The organism is Actinophytocola sp. (assembly GCF_035712165.1).
GTDB lineage: Bacteria > Actinomycetota > Actinomycetes > Mycobacteriales > Pseudonocardiaceae > DASYTH01.
Window position 1 is genome coordinate 1 of sequence record NZ_DASTBH010000388.1, and the last position, 12624, is coordinate 12624.

Here is a 12624-nt window from a genome sequence, read left to right on the forward strand (position 1 = left end):
GATCGGCCGAGATCGACGTCGCAGGCTGCGACGATCTCGTTGATCATGCCCTGCAACCCGAGCCGCTGTCCGTCCTGCGGCGAGAAGATACGCGCGACGCCGTAACGCTCGAGCTCGTCGATTTCGGCAGGCACGATCACACCGCCCCCGCCGCCGAACACCTTGACGTGCCCCGCGCCGTGTTCGGCCAGCAGTTCCACCAGGTAGGTGAAGTACTCGACGTGGCCGCCCTGGTAGGCGCTGATCGCCACGCCCTGGACGTCCTCCTGGATGGCGGCCTGCACGACCTCCCGGACCGACCGGTTGTGCCCGAGGTGGATCACCTCGGCGCCCTGGGTCTGCAGGATCCGGCGCATGATGTTGATCGCCGCGTCGTGCCCGTCGAACAGGCTGGCGGCGGTGACGAACCGAACCGGATGGACAGGGCGGTGCAGCTCTGCGCTTGCCATGGAAATAGTTTGACTTCCTACTATCGGAGATACAACCACTGTGTGGCCAAACTCTCCGCTGTGAGAATATGGCGGCCCTTTCATGGTATCGATGGAGCCTTGGTGATCCCTGAACCCGTACGTGTGATGTGGGCCGAGGACGTCGCCTCCCGGTCGCTCGGGATGGAACTGGTGACGGCCGCGCCGGGCAGCGCGGTCGTCCGGATGACCGTGCGCGACGACATGATCAACGGCCATGACGTGGCCCACGGCGGATACCTGTTCCTGCTCGCCGACTCGGCCTTCGCCTGCGCCTGCAACGGCCACGGACCGGTCACCCTGGCCGCCGGCGCGGACATCACGTTCGTGGCTCCGGTCAAGCGCGGCGACGTCCTCGAGGCGCGCGCCAGCGAGCGGGTCCGGTTCGGGCGCAGCGGGGTCTACGACGTCACCGTCTTGCGCGGCGAGGAGATCGTCGCGGAGTTTCGCGGCCGCAGCCGCATGACCACACAAAGGAGGCCCGATGAAGGCCGGTGACCAGGCGCCCGACTTCGCGCTGCCGGACGAGACCGGAACCACCCGCAAGCTGTCCGAACTGCTCGCGGACGGCCCGCTGGTGCTGTTCTTCTACCCGGCGGCGATGACCACCGGCTGCACCGCGGAGAGCTGCCATTTCCGCGACCTGGCCGCCGAGTTCGCCGAGGTGGGCGCGAGCCGGGTGGGCATCAGCCCGGACCAGGTGGACAAGCAGAAGCAGTTCTCCGACAAGCACTCCTTCGACTTCCCGCTGCTGTCCGACCCGGACGGCGCCGTGGCCAAGCAGTTCGGCGTGCGCCGCTCGTTCGGCCCGATGCTCACCCGGCGGCAGACCTTCGTCATCGACACCGACCGCACGGTGCTCGAAGTGATCAAGAGCGAGCTGCGCATGGGCGTGCACGCCGACAAGGCCCTGGACGCCCTGCGCGCCCGCAACAAGAGCTAGCTACTTCGGCACGTCCACCAGGACGTCCTCGGGCACCGGCTGGTCGGTGCGCAGCGCCTCGAACAGCCGGGGCGCCTTCTTGGCGTCCCAGACGATCGCCGAGCCCACGTTGGTGCGCAGCGAGCCGCCCATCGGCACGGTGGTGGTGATCGTGCTGCCGTCGCCCGCCCCGCTGATCGCGAACGCCAGGCCGGGCAGGTTGTGCAGGTGGTCGCCGTCGTCGACGGTGAACGCGTCCGGCGCGTTGGCCAGCAGCGGAACGGACTTGAACGGGTTGAGCAGGGTGCCGGCGCTGGTCGCCTTGTCGGTCAGCGCGCCGACGAACTCCCGCTGGTGGATCACCCGGTCCAGGTCGGCCCGCGGCGTCGCCCTGGTCCGCACGTAGCCCAGGGCCTGCGGGCCGTTGAGCTCCTGGCAGCCGGCGGCCAGGTCGATGCCGGCCTTGTCGTCCTTGATCGGCTCCTTGAGGCACATCTCCACCCCGCCGACCGCGTCCACCATGTCGGCGAAGCCGCCGAACCCGATCTCCACGTAGTGGTCCAGCCGCAGCCCGGTGTTCAGCTCGACGGTCTTCGCCAGCAGTTGCGGGCCGCCGAAGGCGTAGGCGGCGTTGAGCTTGTTCTTGCCCTTGCCCGGGATGTCCACGTAGGAGTCGCGGAGCAGGCTGACCAGCGTCGGCTTGGTGTCGTTGTCCGGGATGTGCAGCAGCATCATCGTGTCGGTGCGCTTGCCGCCGACGTCACCGGTGGCCAGCCGTTCCTGGTCCTCCGCCTTCAGCCCGTCCCGGCTGTCCGAGCCCACGATCAGCCAGTTGGTACCCGCGCCGGCGGCCGGCCGGCCGGCGTAGTCGCCCAGCGCGGTCACCCGGTTGAGGTTGAGCTCCAGGTACAGCCACACGCCGCCGAGCAGCAGCAGGAAGGCCAGGAAGATGATCAGCAGCGTCCGGCCGAGCCGGCGCTTGCGCCGGGGTCGCGGCGGCGCCGGGGCGTAGCCCTGCTGGGGCGGGGGCGGCGGGCGGTGCCCATCGCCGGCCGACTTCCACTGGTAGTCGCCCGGTTGCTGCCAGTGATCAGGCTGCGGCGGTCCGCTGGGCGGCACGTCCATGCGCCGGGTGCTGCCATACCCCGTTCGCCTGGGTTGCTGCTCTCCGTAGCCGTAGCTCATCCGCTCTCCGTACATTTCTCCCCGACCTCCCCACGCTCTTATCACCAGGACGTGGGACACCCGGGCAGGGTTGCCGTCACCCTAACCCGTAGTCAGAACATCCAGCACGAAGCGGCGGACCAGCAGCGTGTTGTCTCGCTGCCGGCGCATCATGGCGTGGTTCTCCCCCGGCACGACCAGCTGCCGCACCGCCTCGGTCACCTGGGCGGCGCGCTCGGCGTAGGCGGCCGAGTCGGCCGGGTTGGTCACCGTGTCCAGCTCACCGTGCGCGATCAGCACCGTCTTGCCGGCGAGTTGGCCGACGTGGTCCTTCGCGGTGGTCCACGGCGCCAGCGCGCAGACCGCCACCACTCCAGGCTCGTCGGCGACCCGGAACGCCACCCGGCCGCCCATCGAGTGACCGACCAGAAGGACCGGAGCGTCCGGATGGGTTCGGCGGATCTCCGCCAGCGCCCACCGGGCGTCGGCCACCGGATCCAGGTCGGGCCTGTTCCAGCCCCGGTAGCGGTAGCGCAGCAACCACACGCCGATTCCGTGCGGCCGGCCTTCCCGCACCAGGTCCCGGGCGAACGGGATCATCCGGATGTAGGCCGGCCGAAATCGGTGCGCCCGGCGCTTGCTGTGCTCCTGCCCACCGGGCAGCAGCAGCACGACGGCCCGCGCCGGACCGGCGTGCATGGCCCGCAGCCAGGGTCGCGGCATCCTCATGCCGACCGGGCCGCGACGAGCGCCTCGACCCCGTCGAGCAGGCGGCAGAGGCCGAACTCGAAGGGGTCCACCCAGTCCGGGCAGGCGAACACCTGGTTCAGGGTGGGGAAGGCGGCCGGCTCGACGTAGCGGGTCAGCAACGGAGCGAGGTCGGACCACCACTGCTCGTCGGTGACCCCGGTGCTGCGTTCCACCTGCGCGTCCTCCGCCGCGCTCTGCGCCACCCCGCGCACGTAGCCGGCGACCACCTGCACCACGGCCATCATCTCCCCCGCGCTCAGGCCGATCCCGGAGAGCGTGCGCAGGAACGCCTCCAGGGCGGCAGTCTGGTTGGGCCCCATCAGCCCCCGGGTCAGCGACACCCGCAGCAGCCACGGGTGGCGCCGGTAACCGGCGAGGCTGTCCCGGGCGAACCGCTCCAGCCAGGGCCGCCAGCCGTCCGGCTCGGGCGACGGGGGCGCGCCGATCGCGGCGTCCACCATCAGCTCGAACAGGTCGGACTTGGCCGGGATGTAGGTGTACAGCGACATCGTGCCGACGCCGAGCGCCTCGGCGACCCGGCGCATGGACAGCGCGTCCATCCCCTCGGCGTCGGCGATCCCGATCGCGGTGCGCACGATCAGGTCCACGTTCAGCCCCGGCTTGGGTCCGCGGTTCGGCCGGTCCCGGGAGCCCCAGAGCAGCGCCATGCTGCGGGCCGGATCGATTCGATCAGTCATCTTGCGCCGATCCTACAACTCCGTATGCTGTACGAGGTTATCTACGTACAGCATACGGAGTAAGGGGCGCACATGACGATCCTGGTGACCGGAGCGACCGGAAACGTGGGCCGGAACGTGGTCGAGGGGTTGGTGCGGGCCGGGGCGAAGGTCCGCGCGCTGACCCGCACCCCGGACCGGTTCCGGTTCCCGGACGAGGTGGAGGTGGTGGGCGGCGACCTGGCCGCGCCGGAGACCGTGCGGCCGGCCCTGGCCGGCGTCGAGGCGCTCTACCTGTTCCCGCTGGCCTACCTCACGCCACAGATCCGGTCGTTCGAGGACGTGATCACCACCGAGGCGATCGTCGGGCTGGCCGCCGCGGCCGGGGTGGGCCGGGTGGTCATGCTGGGCTCCTCCGACCCCGACTTCCTCGGCCTGGAACGGGTCGTCGAGGAGTCCGGGATGGCGTGGACCATCCTGCGGCCCGGGGAGTTCGCGGTGAACAAGCTGGACCAGTGGGGCCCGTCGATCCGCTCGGGCGATGTCGTCCGCACCGCCTACGCCGACGCCTGGGGCACGCCGATCCACGAGGCCGACATCGCCGACGTGGCCGTCGCCGCGCTGTTGGAGGACGGCCACGCCGGCGCCCACTACGAGCTGACCGGCCCGGCCGCGCTCACCCTGCGCCAGCAGGTCGCCGCGATCGGCGAGGGTCTCGGCCGGGAGATCCGGTTCGAGGAGATCACCCACGCCCAGGCCCGCGCCGAGCTGATCGCCGCCGGCATCGCGCCCGAGGTCGTCGATGAGATGATCCTCTGGTACCCCGACAACTACGCCACCCTCGTCCCGGCGGTGTCGCCGGCGAGCGAGGTGACCGGCCGCCCCTGGCGCACGCTCACCGAATGGGCCGCCGACCATGCCGACGACCTGCGCAGGGAGGAATCCTGAACGACACGGAGATCACCGACAGCCCGACCGGCTGGGTGGCCAAGCATGTGCGGGAATACCTGGCCACCGACGGGGAGACCGGCCAGCGGTTCTACGGCGTGCCGGCGCTGCTGATCACCACCCGGGGCCGCCGCTCCGGCAAGCTGCGGCGCACCGCGCTGTACTACGGCCAGGACGGCGACCGCTACGTGGTGATCGCCTCCAACGGCGGGTCCCCGGAGCATCCCAACTGGTACCGCAACCTGGCCGCCGACCCGACGGTGGAGGTCCAGGTCGGCGCCGAACGGTTCACGGCCCGCGCCCGCACCGCGACCGGCGCCGAACGCGCCACCCTCTGGAAGCTGATGGCCGGCCTCTTCCCGAACTATGACGAGTACCAGGCCAAGGCCAGCCGCGAGATCCCGGTAGTCGTGCTTGACCGGACCTGAGCGGGTCGCCGGTCTGCTGCTGGCCGCCGGCGGTGGCCGCCGCTACGGCATGCCGAAGGCCCTCGTTCGGCACGGCGGCCGCCTGTTCGTGGAACGGGCGGCCGACGTGCTGCACGAGGCGGGCTGCGACCCGGTGGTCGTGGTGCTCGGCGCCTCGGCAGACGAGGTCCGCGCCCGCGCCGCCCTGCCCGGATCCTCCCTTGTGGACAATCCGGACTGGGCCACCGGCATGGGTTCCTCCCTGCGCGCGGGCCTGCACGCTCTGTCCATTTCGGACGCTGTCGCGGTCGTCGTCCTCCCGGTGGACACCCCCGGCGTCACCCCCGCCGCGGTCCGCCGCCTCGCCGCCCTCGCCACCGCCGACGCCCTCGCCCGGGCCACCTACCACGGCGCCCCGGGCCACCCGGTGCTGATCGGCCGCGCGCACTGGCCGGCCGTCCACGCCACCGCCACCGCCGACACCGGGGCGCGCGCCTACCTCGCCCGGCACCCCACCCGGGACGTTCCGTGCGAGGACATCGCCAGCGGCACCGACGTGGACCACCCCACCGACCTGCCGTGATCCCCGGAGCGCGTGACCAGGGCGCGTTTCACAGTGCCGGCCGAACCCCAAGCCAAACCTGCCGAAGGCCAAGAAGCCGACTGGCGGGTGGCCAGCCCCGCACCCGCCCGGACCGAGTGCTGGCCGACCTCCCCCGGTAGGAAACCACCCGCTAGGCGGCGGCGGGTTGGGGGGCGAACTGGGTGGTGTACAGGTCGGCGTAGCGGCCCTGGGCGGCCAGCAGGGTGTCGTGGGTGCCGGACTCGACGATGGCGCCGTTCTCCACGACGAGGATCTGGTCGGCGGCCCGGACGGTGGACAGCCGGTGGGCGATCACGATGGCGGTGCGGCCGGCGAGGGCGTCGGTGAGGGCTTCCTGGACCGCCACCTCGGACTCGGAGTCCAGGTGTGCGGTGGCCTCGTCGAGGATCACCACGCGGGGTTGGGCGAGGAGCAGGCGGGCGATGGTGAGGCGTTGGCGTTCGCCGCCGGAGAGGCGGTAGCCGCGTTCGCCGACCACGGTTTCCAACTGGTCCGGCAGGGATCCGACCAGATCGAGAAGCCGGGCCCGGCGCAGCGCGTCCCAGATGTCCTCGTCGGTGGCTTCCGGGCGGGCGTAGGCCAGGTTGGCGCGGATGGTGTCGTGGAAGAGATGGCCGTCCTGGGTGACGACGCCGACGGTGCCGCGCAGTGCCTCGAAGGACGCTTCCCTGATGTCCACATCGGACAGACGGATTGTGCCGGAGTCCACATCGTACAGCCGGGGAACAAGGCTGGCGATGGTCGACTTGCCCGCACCCGAGGGGCCGACCAGCGCCACCATCTGTCCCGGCTCGGCGCGGAAGCTGATGCCGTGCAACACCTCCTCGCCGCCGCGCTGGTCGAGTACGGCGACCTCCTCCAGCGAGGCGAGCGAGACCGCGCTGGCCGCCGGATAGCTGAACCGCACGTCCTCGAACTCCACCGACACCCCGCCCGGCGGGACGGTCCGCGCCTGCGGCTTCTCGGTGATCATCGGCTTGAGGTCGAGCACCTCGAAGACCCGCTCGAAGGAGACCAGGGCGGTCATCACATCGACGCGCACGTTGGCCAGCGCAGTCAGCGGCGTGTACAGCCGGGTGAGCAGAAGTGCCAGCGCCACAACGGTTCCCGGCGCGAGCTGGCCGGTCAGGGCGAGGTAGCCGCCCAGCCCGTAGACCAGTGCCTGGGCCAGCGCCGAGACCAGGGTCAGGCTGGTCATGAACCACCGGGTGAGCATCGCGGCGCGGACCCCGATGTCGCGCACCCGCCCGGCCCGCCCGCCGAACTCGTCGGCCTCGGCGCGCGGCCGGCCGAACAGCTTCACCAGCGTCGCGCCCGGCGCGGAGAACCGCTCGGTCATCTGCGTGGTCATCGTGGCGTTGAGGTTGGCCGACTCGCGCTGCAGGTCGGCCATCTTCCGGCCCATCCGGCGCGCGGGCAGCACGAACACCGGCAGCAACACCAGCGCGAGCGCGGTCACCTGCCAGGACAGCGTCATCATCACAACGAGCGACAGGACCAGTTGGATGACGTTGGTCACCAGGCCGGACAGCGTCGAGGTGAACGCCCGCTGGGCGCCCATCACATCGCTGTTGAGCCGGCTCACCAGCGCACCGGTCCGGGTCCGGGTGAAGAAGGCCACCGGCATCTGCTGGACGTGCTCGAAGACGGCCCGGCGCAGGTCGTAGATCAGCCCCTCACCGATCCGTGCCGACTGCCAGCGCTCGGCGAGCCCCAGACCGGCGTCCAGGATCGCCACCCCGGCGATGGCGACCGCCAGCCAGACCACCGTCGAGGCCGCGCCGTCGCCGACGATCACGTCGACGACCCGGCCGGCAAGCAGCGGCGTGCTGACCGCCAGGACCGCCGAGACCACCGTGAGCAGCAGGAACACCACGAGCTTGGCGTGGTGCGGGCGCGCGAAGGTGAAGACCCGCGCGACCGTGCCCTTGCGCAGGGCCTTCGGCGTGTCGGCCGCTTTCATGGCACCCCGCATGAACATCCACGATCCGTCCACGGCGCCCTCCTCTCACCGGACAACCGAGGGCAACAACACCCGCCGACCCGCGGATCTTCCCGCGCTGGCTACCCTGCGGGAATGTCCGACCCGGCCGGCCGCAACCCAGCGTTGCGGCTCGATCTCCTGTTCTACCTTGTGGGTCTGACATTCGCGGGCGCGACCGCGATCTGGTCGGAGTTCTACGGCTACCGCGTCTGGGGCAACTTCGCCACCGTGGGTTACCTGCTGGCGTTCGGGCTCACCGTGCGGCTCGTACTGCGGCCGGCCCGGCTGACCTCCCGCTGGGTCCCGGTCGGCGTCGCCGGCCTGCTGGCGATCATCGTGCCCACGATCGTCCTGGCGGTGCGCCGGGCGCCCGACTTCGTCTGGGGTCCGTGGCCCTGGTCGTTCCCGGCGCAGCCCGAGGTGTGGGTGGTGGAACGCTCGGCCCGGCTGCTGCTGGACATCGGCACGCCCTACCCGGACCTCACCGCGCTGGGCCGGCCGCCGCACCCGGACGACTACACGCCCTACGGCCCGGCGATGACCGTGTTCGGCCTGCCGCGCGCGGTCTTCGGGGACAGCCCGGCCACCGACGCCCGGCTGATGTTCCTCGCGTTCAGCGCGCTGGTCGTCCTGCTGGCCCTCCGGGTGGCCGGGCGCCCGCGTGTTCCGGTGCTCGCCGCGCAGCTGGCGGTGATCAGCCCGCTGACGGCGTTCACCGCGGCCGTGGCGGGCGACGACCTGCCGGTGATCGCGATGGTCGTGCTGGCGACGGCCCTGACCTTCCGGGCCGGCCCGGTCCCCGCCGGTATCGCCTGCGCCCTGGCGATCACCATGAAGCTGACCGCGCTGCCGGCCCTCGCGGTGCTCGCGGTGGCGATGTTGGCCCACCGAGGCCCCCGGGCGCTCGCCGTCTTTCTGGGCACCGTGCTGGCCGGCACGGCGGTGCTGGTCGTGCCGGTGCTGGTGGTGGATCCGGGCGCGTTCGTCGAGCAGGTGATCCGCTACCCCGCCGGGCTCGGGCAGGCACACTCGCCCGCGGAGAGCCCGCTGCCCGGCCATCTGATCGCGCAGACCGGGCCGATCGGTCATCTGGTCGCGATCGGACTGCTCGCCGTCGCGGCAGCGGCCATCACGGCGTGGCTGGTGTTGCGTCCGCCCCGCACGGCGGCGGACACCATGTTGCGGATCGCCGCCGGGTTGGGCGCGGCGATCCTCCTCGCGCCAGCGACGCGGTGGGGATACCTGATCTACCCGCTAGCCATGTTGGGTGCGATGGTCGGGTTCTCGGCCGTGCCCGGCCATGAGGATCGAACCGCCGAAGCCCACGCGCCCGGCGGTCCCCCGACTGACATGCGAAGCAGAAGCAGGTGAGCCCTACTTCTTCTTGGTGCGCGTAGCACCACCACGCCCGCGCAGCGTGACGCCGGACTCGGACAGCACTCTGTGCACGAAGCCGTACGAGCGACCGGTCGACTCGGCCAGGGCGCGAATGCTCGCGCCTTTCTCATACTTCTTCTTCAGGTCAGCGGCCAGCTTGTCGCGCGTGTTGCCGGTGATCCGCGCGCCTTTCTTCAGGTCAGCCACGTCATCCGCCTTCCGAACCTGTAACTGAGGTCCTTGCAACCCCTGCCGAGCAATGATCGAACAGGTCGGCCAGGAACGCCAGGCGAGATCGAAAAATTCCCTTCGATCGTCCCCCAGACGCACCAATGCGGCCGTCGGACGACAGCTTGTATCGCCGATCGGGTGGTCAACGTAAGGGTGATTCTCAAGCCAGCTGAACGAGTTCGAGATAGTCGGCCGACCAGTGATCTTCGGTACCGTCCGGCAAGAGGATCACCCGCTCGGGCTCAAGTGCCTCCACCGCACCGGGATCGTGCGTCACCAGCACGACGGCTCCGGCGTAGCCCCGCAACGCGTCCAGCACCCGTTCCCGGCTGGCCGGGTCGAGGTTGTTGGTGGGCTCGTCCAGCAGCAGCACGTTGGCCGCGCTGCAGACCAGCCCGGCCAGCGCCAGCCTGGTCTTCTCACCGCCGGAGAGCGTGCCGGCCGGCTGGTCGAGCTGCTCGCCGCTGAACAGGAACGTGCCCAGCAGGGAACGCAGTTGCTGCTCCGGGGTGTCCGGCGCCGCGTGCCGCACGTTGGCCCACACACTCGCGTCGTGGTCGAGCGTCTCGTGCTCCTGGGCGTAGTAGCCGATCCGCAACCCGTGACCGGGCAGCACCGAGCCGGAGTCCGCTTGTTCCATCCCGCCGAGCAGCCGCAGCAGCGTCGTTTTTCCCGCACCATTAAGGCCCAGCACCACGACGCGGGATCCTTTGTCGATGGCGAGATCCACTCCGGTAAAGACTTCGAGAGAACCGTAGCTTTTGCTCAGTCCTTCGGCGGTCAACGGAGTTCGGCCGCACGGCGCGGGTTCCGGGAACCGGATTCTGGCCACCTTGTCGGACTGGCGGACCTGGTCGAGCCCGGAGAGCAACCGCTCGGCCCGGCGGGCCATGTTCTGTGCCGCCACCGCTTTGGTGGCCTTGGCCCGCATCTTGTCGGCCTGGGCCATGAGCGCCGAGGCCTTCTTCTCGGCGTTGGCTCGCTCGCGGCGGCGGCGCTTCTCGTCGGCGGCCCGCGCGTCGAGGTAGCGCTGCCAACCCATGTTGTAGACGTCGACCTCGCCGCGCATGGCGTCCAGGAACCAGACCTTGTTGACCACGTCGGCGAGCAGGTCCACGTCGTGGCTGATCACCACCAGGCCGCCGGAGTGGCCCTTGAGGAAGGCGCGCAGCCAGGTGATGGAGTCGGCGTCGAGATGGTTGGTGGGCTCGTCGAGCAGCAGCACGGTGCCGGCGCCGGAACCGGCCTGCTGCTCGGCGGCGCCGAACAGGATCCGGGCCAGCTCTACCCGGCGGCGCTGGCCACCGGACAGGGTCGACAGCGACTGGGCGAGCACCCGGTCGGCCAACCCGAGGTTGGCGCAGATCCGGGCCGCCTCGCTCTCCGCGGCGTAGCCGCCGAGAGCGGCGAACCGCTCCTCGAGGCGGCCGTAGCGGCGCACGGCGCTGTCCCGGCGGTCGGAGTCGACGTGCTCGGCCATGGCGCCCTGCGCCTTCTCCAACTCACGCAGCAACTCGTCCAGGCCGCGCGCGGAGAGCACCCGGTCCTTGGCGATGACGCCCAGGTTGCCCTCGCGCGGGTCCTGCGGCAGGTAGCCGAGCGGGCCGGTGCGGCGCAGTGCCCCGCCGTAGGGCTCCCCCTCGCCGGCCAGCACCCGCAGGGTGGTGGTCTTGCCGGCGCCGTTGCGTCCGACCAGGCCGATCCGGTCGCCGGGCTGCACCCGCAGGGTGGCGTCGGACAGCAGGATGCGCGAGCCGGCACGCAACTCGAGATCGGTGGCTGTGATCACTGAGATGACTCCCCGAGTGGCTGGTCGTGGACACGGGTCGGCAGCTCGCCTGCCGTGGCCGGCGAGCCGGGTAGCGACCTAGTCCATGCGAACGACCACCCGACCAGTCTACGGGTGACGCACAACGCGTTTTGAAGGGCTCGCGACTAAGCGCCCGCTTAGCTAAAGTGCGGCCCATGACTTTGACGTCGGACCGTGACATCAGCGGCAGGGACTTCAGCGGCCGGACCGCACTCGTCACCGGGGCCAGCCGAGGCATCGGCTACGCGATCGCGGCCGAGTTGGTGCGCGCGGGCGCGGCCGTGACGATCATGTCCCGCAAGGCGGACGACATCGCCGCGGCGGGTGAGCAACTGGCCAAGGAGGCCGACGGCGCGCGGGTGCTCGCCATCGCCGGCAACGCCGGCCGGGACGAGGACCGGGCGGAGATCGTCCGGCGCACCATCGACGCGTTCGGCAGCCTGGACATCCTGATCAACAACACCGGGATCAACCCGGTCTACGGATCGCTCATCGAAGCCGACCTGTCCGCCGCGCGGAAGATCTTCGACACCAACGTGGTGGCCGCGCTGGGCTTCGTGCAGCTCGCGGTGAAGGGCTGGATGGCCGAGCACGGCGGCAACGTCGTCAACATCTCCTCGGTGGGCGGCCTGCGCTCCACCGGCGTGCTGGGCCTCTACGGGGCGAGCAAGGCGGCGATGAACCACCTGACCATGGAGCTGGCCTGGCAGCTCGGGCCGAAGATCCGGGTGAACGGCATCGCCCCGGCGACCGTGAAGACCAAGTTCGCCGAGGCGCTCTACGTCGACCGCGAGGACGAGGCGGCCGCCGTCTATCCGATGAAGCGCCTGGGCACCCCGGAGGACGTGGCCAAGCTGGTGGCCTTCCTGGTGTCGGACAACGCGTCCTGGATCACCGGGGAGACCGTTCGGATCGACGGCGGCCTGCTCGCCACCGGCACTCTGGGTTAACGACCCGGCAGCGGCAGCTCGCGGAGCTCGCCCGGACGGTCCGGGGCGCCCGGCCGGCCGTTGAACGGTCCACCGCGGTGCTCGCCGTCGCCGAACATGACCACGCCCGGCCGGTCGGAACGGTCATGGCTGGCCGCGCCGGCGAAGTAGCCGCCGATGCCGCCGATGGCCAGCAGGGCGGCGCCGACGCCGGCCGCCACCACGAGGCGGACCGTGTCGGACGGGGCCCGGCGGACCTTCGCGGGCGGTGCGGCCGCGACCGGCGCGGCGGCCGGTGGCGGCGCGGGCTGCCCGGGCTGCTCAGCCTGCAACGGCTGGGTGGGCTGCGGCTGC

Annotated in this window: 14 protein-coding genes and 1 pseudogene; 7 read left to right on the forward strand and 8 right to left on the reverse strand. The window is 71.0% G+C overall.

What is annotated here, in order from left to right:
• On the reverse strand, positions 1-449 hold a 449-nt coding region (locus VFO68_RS21465), incomplete at its 3' end, for a cobalamin-dependent protein (RefSeq protein WP_325160140.1).
• A 126-nt stretch (positions 450-575) separates the two neighbouring features.
• On the opposite strand from VFO68_RS21465, the gene paaI reads away from it, so the two are divergent.
• Positions 576-965: a hydroxyphenylacetyl-CoA thioesterase PaaI gene (paaI, locus tag VFO68_RS21470; RefSeq protein WP_325160154.1), complete on the forward strand. Its 390-nt coding sequence runs from the start codon at positions 576-578 to the stop codon at positions 963-965.
• Positions 952-1410, forward strand: coding sequence for a peroxiredoxin (locus VFO68_RS21475; RefSeq protein ID WP_325160141.1), 459 nt, complete (start codon positions 952-954; stop codon positions 1408-1410). The genes paaI and VFO68_RS21475 overlap by 14 nt, the downstream gene beginning before the upstream one ends.
• On the opposite strand, the gene VFO68_RS21480 is transcribed toward VFO68_RS21475, so the two are convergent.
• From VFO68_RS21480 to VFO68_RS21490, 3 genes are all read right to left on the reverse strand, one after another.
• Positions 1411-2574: an LCP family protein gene (locus tag VFO68_RS21480; protein WP_325160142.1), complete on the reverse strand. Its 1164-nt coding sequence runs from the start codon at positions 2572-2574 to the stop codon at positions 1411-1413.
• 81 nt (positions 2575-2655) lie between these two features.
• Complete coding sequence (locus tag VFO68_RS21485; RefSeq protein WP_325160143.1) at positions 2656-3282, reverse strand: alpha/beta hydrolase; 627 nt, start codon at positions 3280-3282, stop codon at positions 2656-2658.
• On the reverse strand, positions 3279-4001 hold the full coding sequence (locus VFO68_RS21490; protein WP_325160144.1) for a TetR/AcrR family transcriptional regulator: 723 nt from the start codon (positions 3999-4001) through the stop codon (positions 3279-3281). The genes VFO68_RS21485 and VFO68_RS21490 overlap by 4 nt, the downstream gene beginning before the upstream one ends.
• 72 nt (positions 4002-4073) lie before the next feature.
• On the opposite strand from VFO68_RS21490, the gene VFO68_RS21495 reads away from it, so the two are divergent.
• From VFO68_RS21495 to VFO68_RS21505, 3 genes are read left to right on the forward strand one after another with little or no spacing between them, the layout of a single operon-like run.
• Positions 4074-4928, forward strand: coding sequence for an SDR family oxidoreductase (locus VFO68_RS21495; protein ID WP_325160145.1), 855 nt, complete (start codon positions 4074-4076; stop codon positions 4926-4928).
• 35 nt (positions 4929-4963) lie between these two features.
• The gene (locus VFO68_RS21500) at positions 4964-5356 is read left to right on the forward strand and encodes a nitroreductase family deazaflavin-dependent oxidoreductase (RefSeq protein ID WP_325160146.1); all 393 of its coding nucleotides are present in this window, start codon (positions 4964-4966) and stop codon (positions 5354-5356) included.
• Positions 5343-5918 carry a nucleotidyltransferase family protein gene (locus VFO68_RS21505; protein WP_325160147.1) on the forward strand — a complete coding sequence of 192 codons (576 nt, stop codon included), beginning with the start codon at positions 5343-5345 and terminating at the stop codon, positions 5916-5918. Before VFO68_RS21500 ends, VFO68_RS21505 begins: the two co-directional genes overlap by 14 nt.
• Positions 5919-6069: 151 nt before the next feature.
• Here VFO68_RS21505 and VFO68_RS21510 read toward each other — a convergent pair whose 3' ends face one another.
• Positions 6070-7920 (reverse strand): ABC transporter ATP-binding protein, encoded by a 1851-nt coding sequence (locus tag VFO68_RS21510; RefSeq protein WP_414635542.1) that lies wholly within the window; start codon positions 7918-7920, stop codon positions 6070-6072.
• Between the two features lie 96 nt (positions 7921-8016).
• On the opposite strand from VFO68_RS21510, the gene VFO68_RS21515 reads away from it, so the two are divergent.
• Positions 8017-9294, forward strand: coding sequence for a glycosyltransferase family 87 protein (locus tag VFO68_RS21515; protein WP_325160149.1), 1278 nt, complete (start codon positions 8017-8019; stop codon positions 9292-9294).
• A gap of 3 nt (positions 9295-9297) precedes the next feature.
• On the opposite strand, the gene VFO68_RS21520 is transcribed toward VFO68_RS21515, so the two are convergent.
• Both VFO68_RS21520 and VFO68_RS21525 read right to left on the reverse strand, forming a co-directional pair.
• The gene (locus VFO68_RS21520; protein WP_325160150.1) at positions 9298-9507 is read right to left on the reverse strand and encodes a helix-turn-helix domain-containing protein; all 210 of its coding nucleotides are present in this window, start codon (positions 9505-9507) and stop codon (positions 9298-9300) included.
• 184 nt (positions 9508-9691) lie between these two features.
• The gene (locus VFO68_RS21525; RefSeq protein WP_325160151.1) at positions 9692-11320 is read right to left on the reverse strand and encodes an ABC-F family ATP-binding cassette domain-containing protein; all 1629 of its coding nucleotides are present in this window, start codon (positions 11318-11320) and stop codon (positions 9692-9694) included.
• Positions 11321-11496: 176 nt separating this feature from the next.
• Here VFO68_RS21525 and VFO68_RS21530 point away from each other — a divergent pair, with 176 nt between their 5' ends.
• A complete protein-coding gene (locus VFO68_RS21530; protein ID WP_325160152.1) occupies positions 11497-12291 on the forward strand; it encodes an SDR family oxidoreductase in 795 nt (264 codons plus the stop codon).
• Here the strand turns inward: VFO68_RS21530 and VFO68_RS21535 are convergent.
• A pseudogene (locus VFO68_RS21535) lies at positions 12288-12624 on the reverse strand (hypothetical protein); the annotation flags it as partial. The gene VFO68_RS21530 and the pseudogene VFO68_RS21535 sit on opposite strands and share 4 nt — an antisense overlap.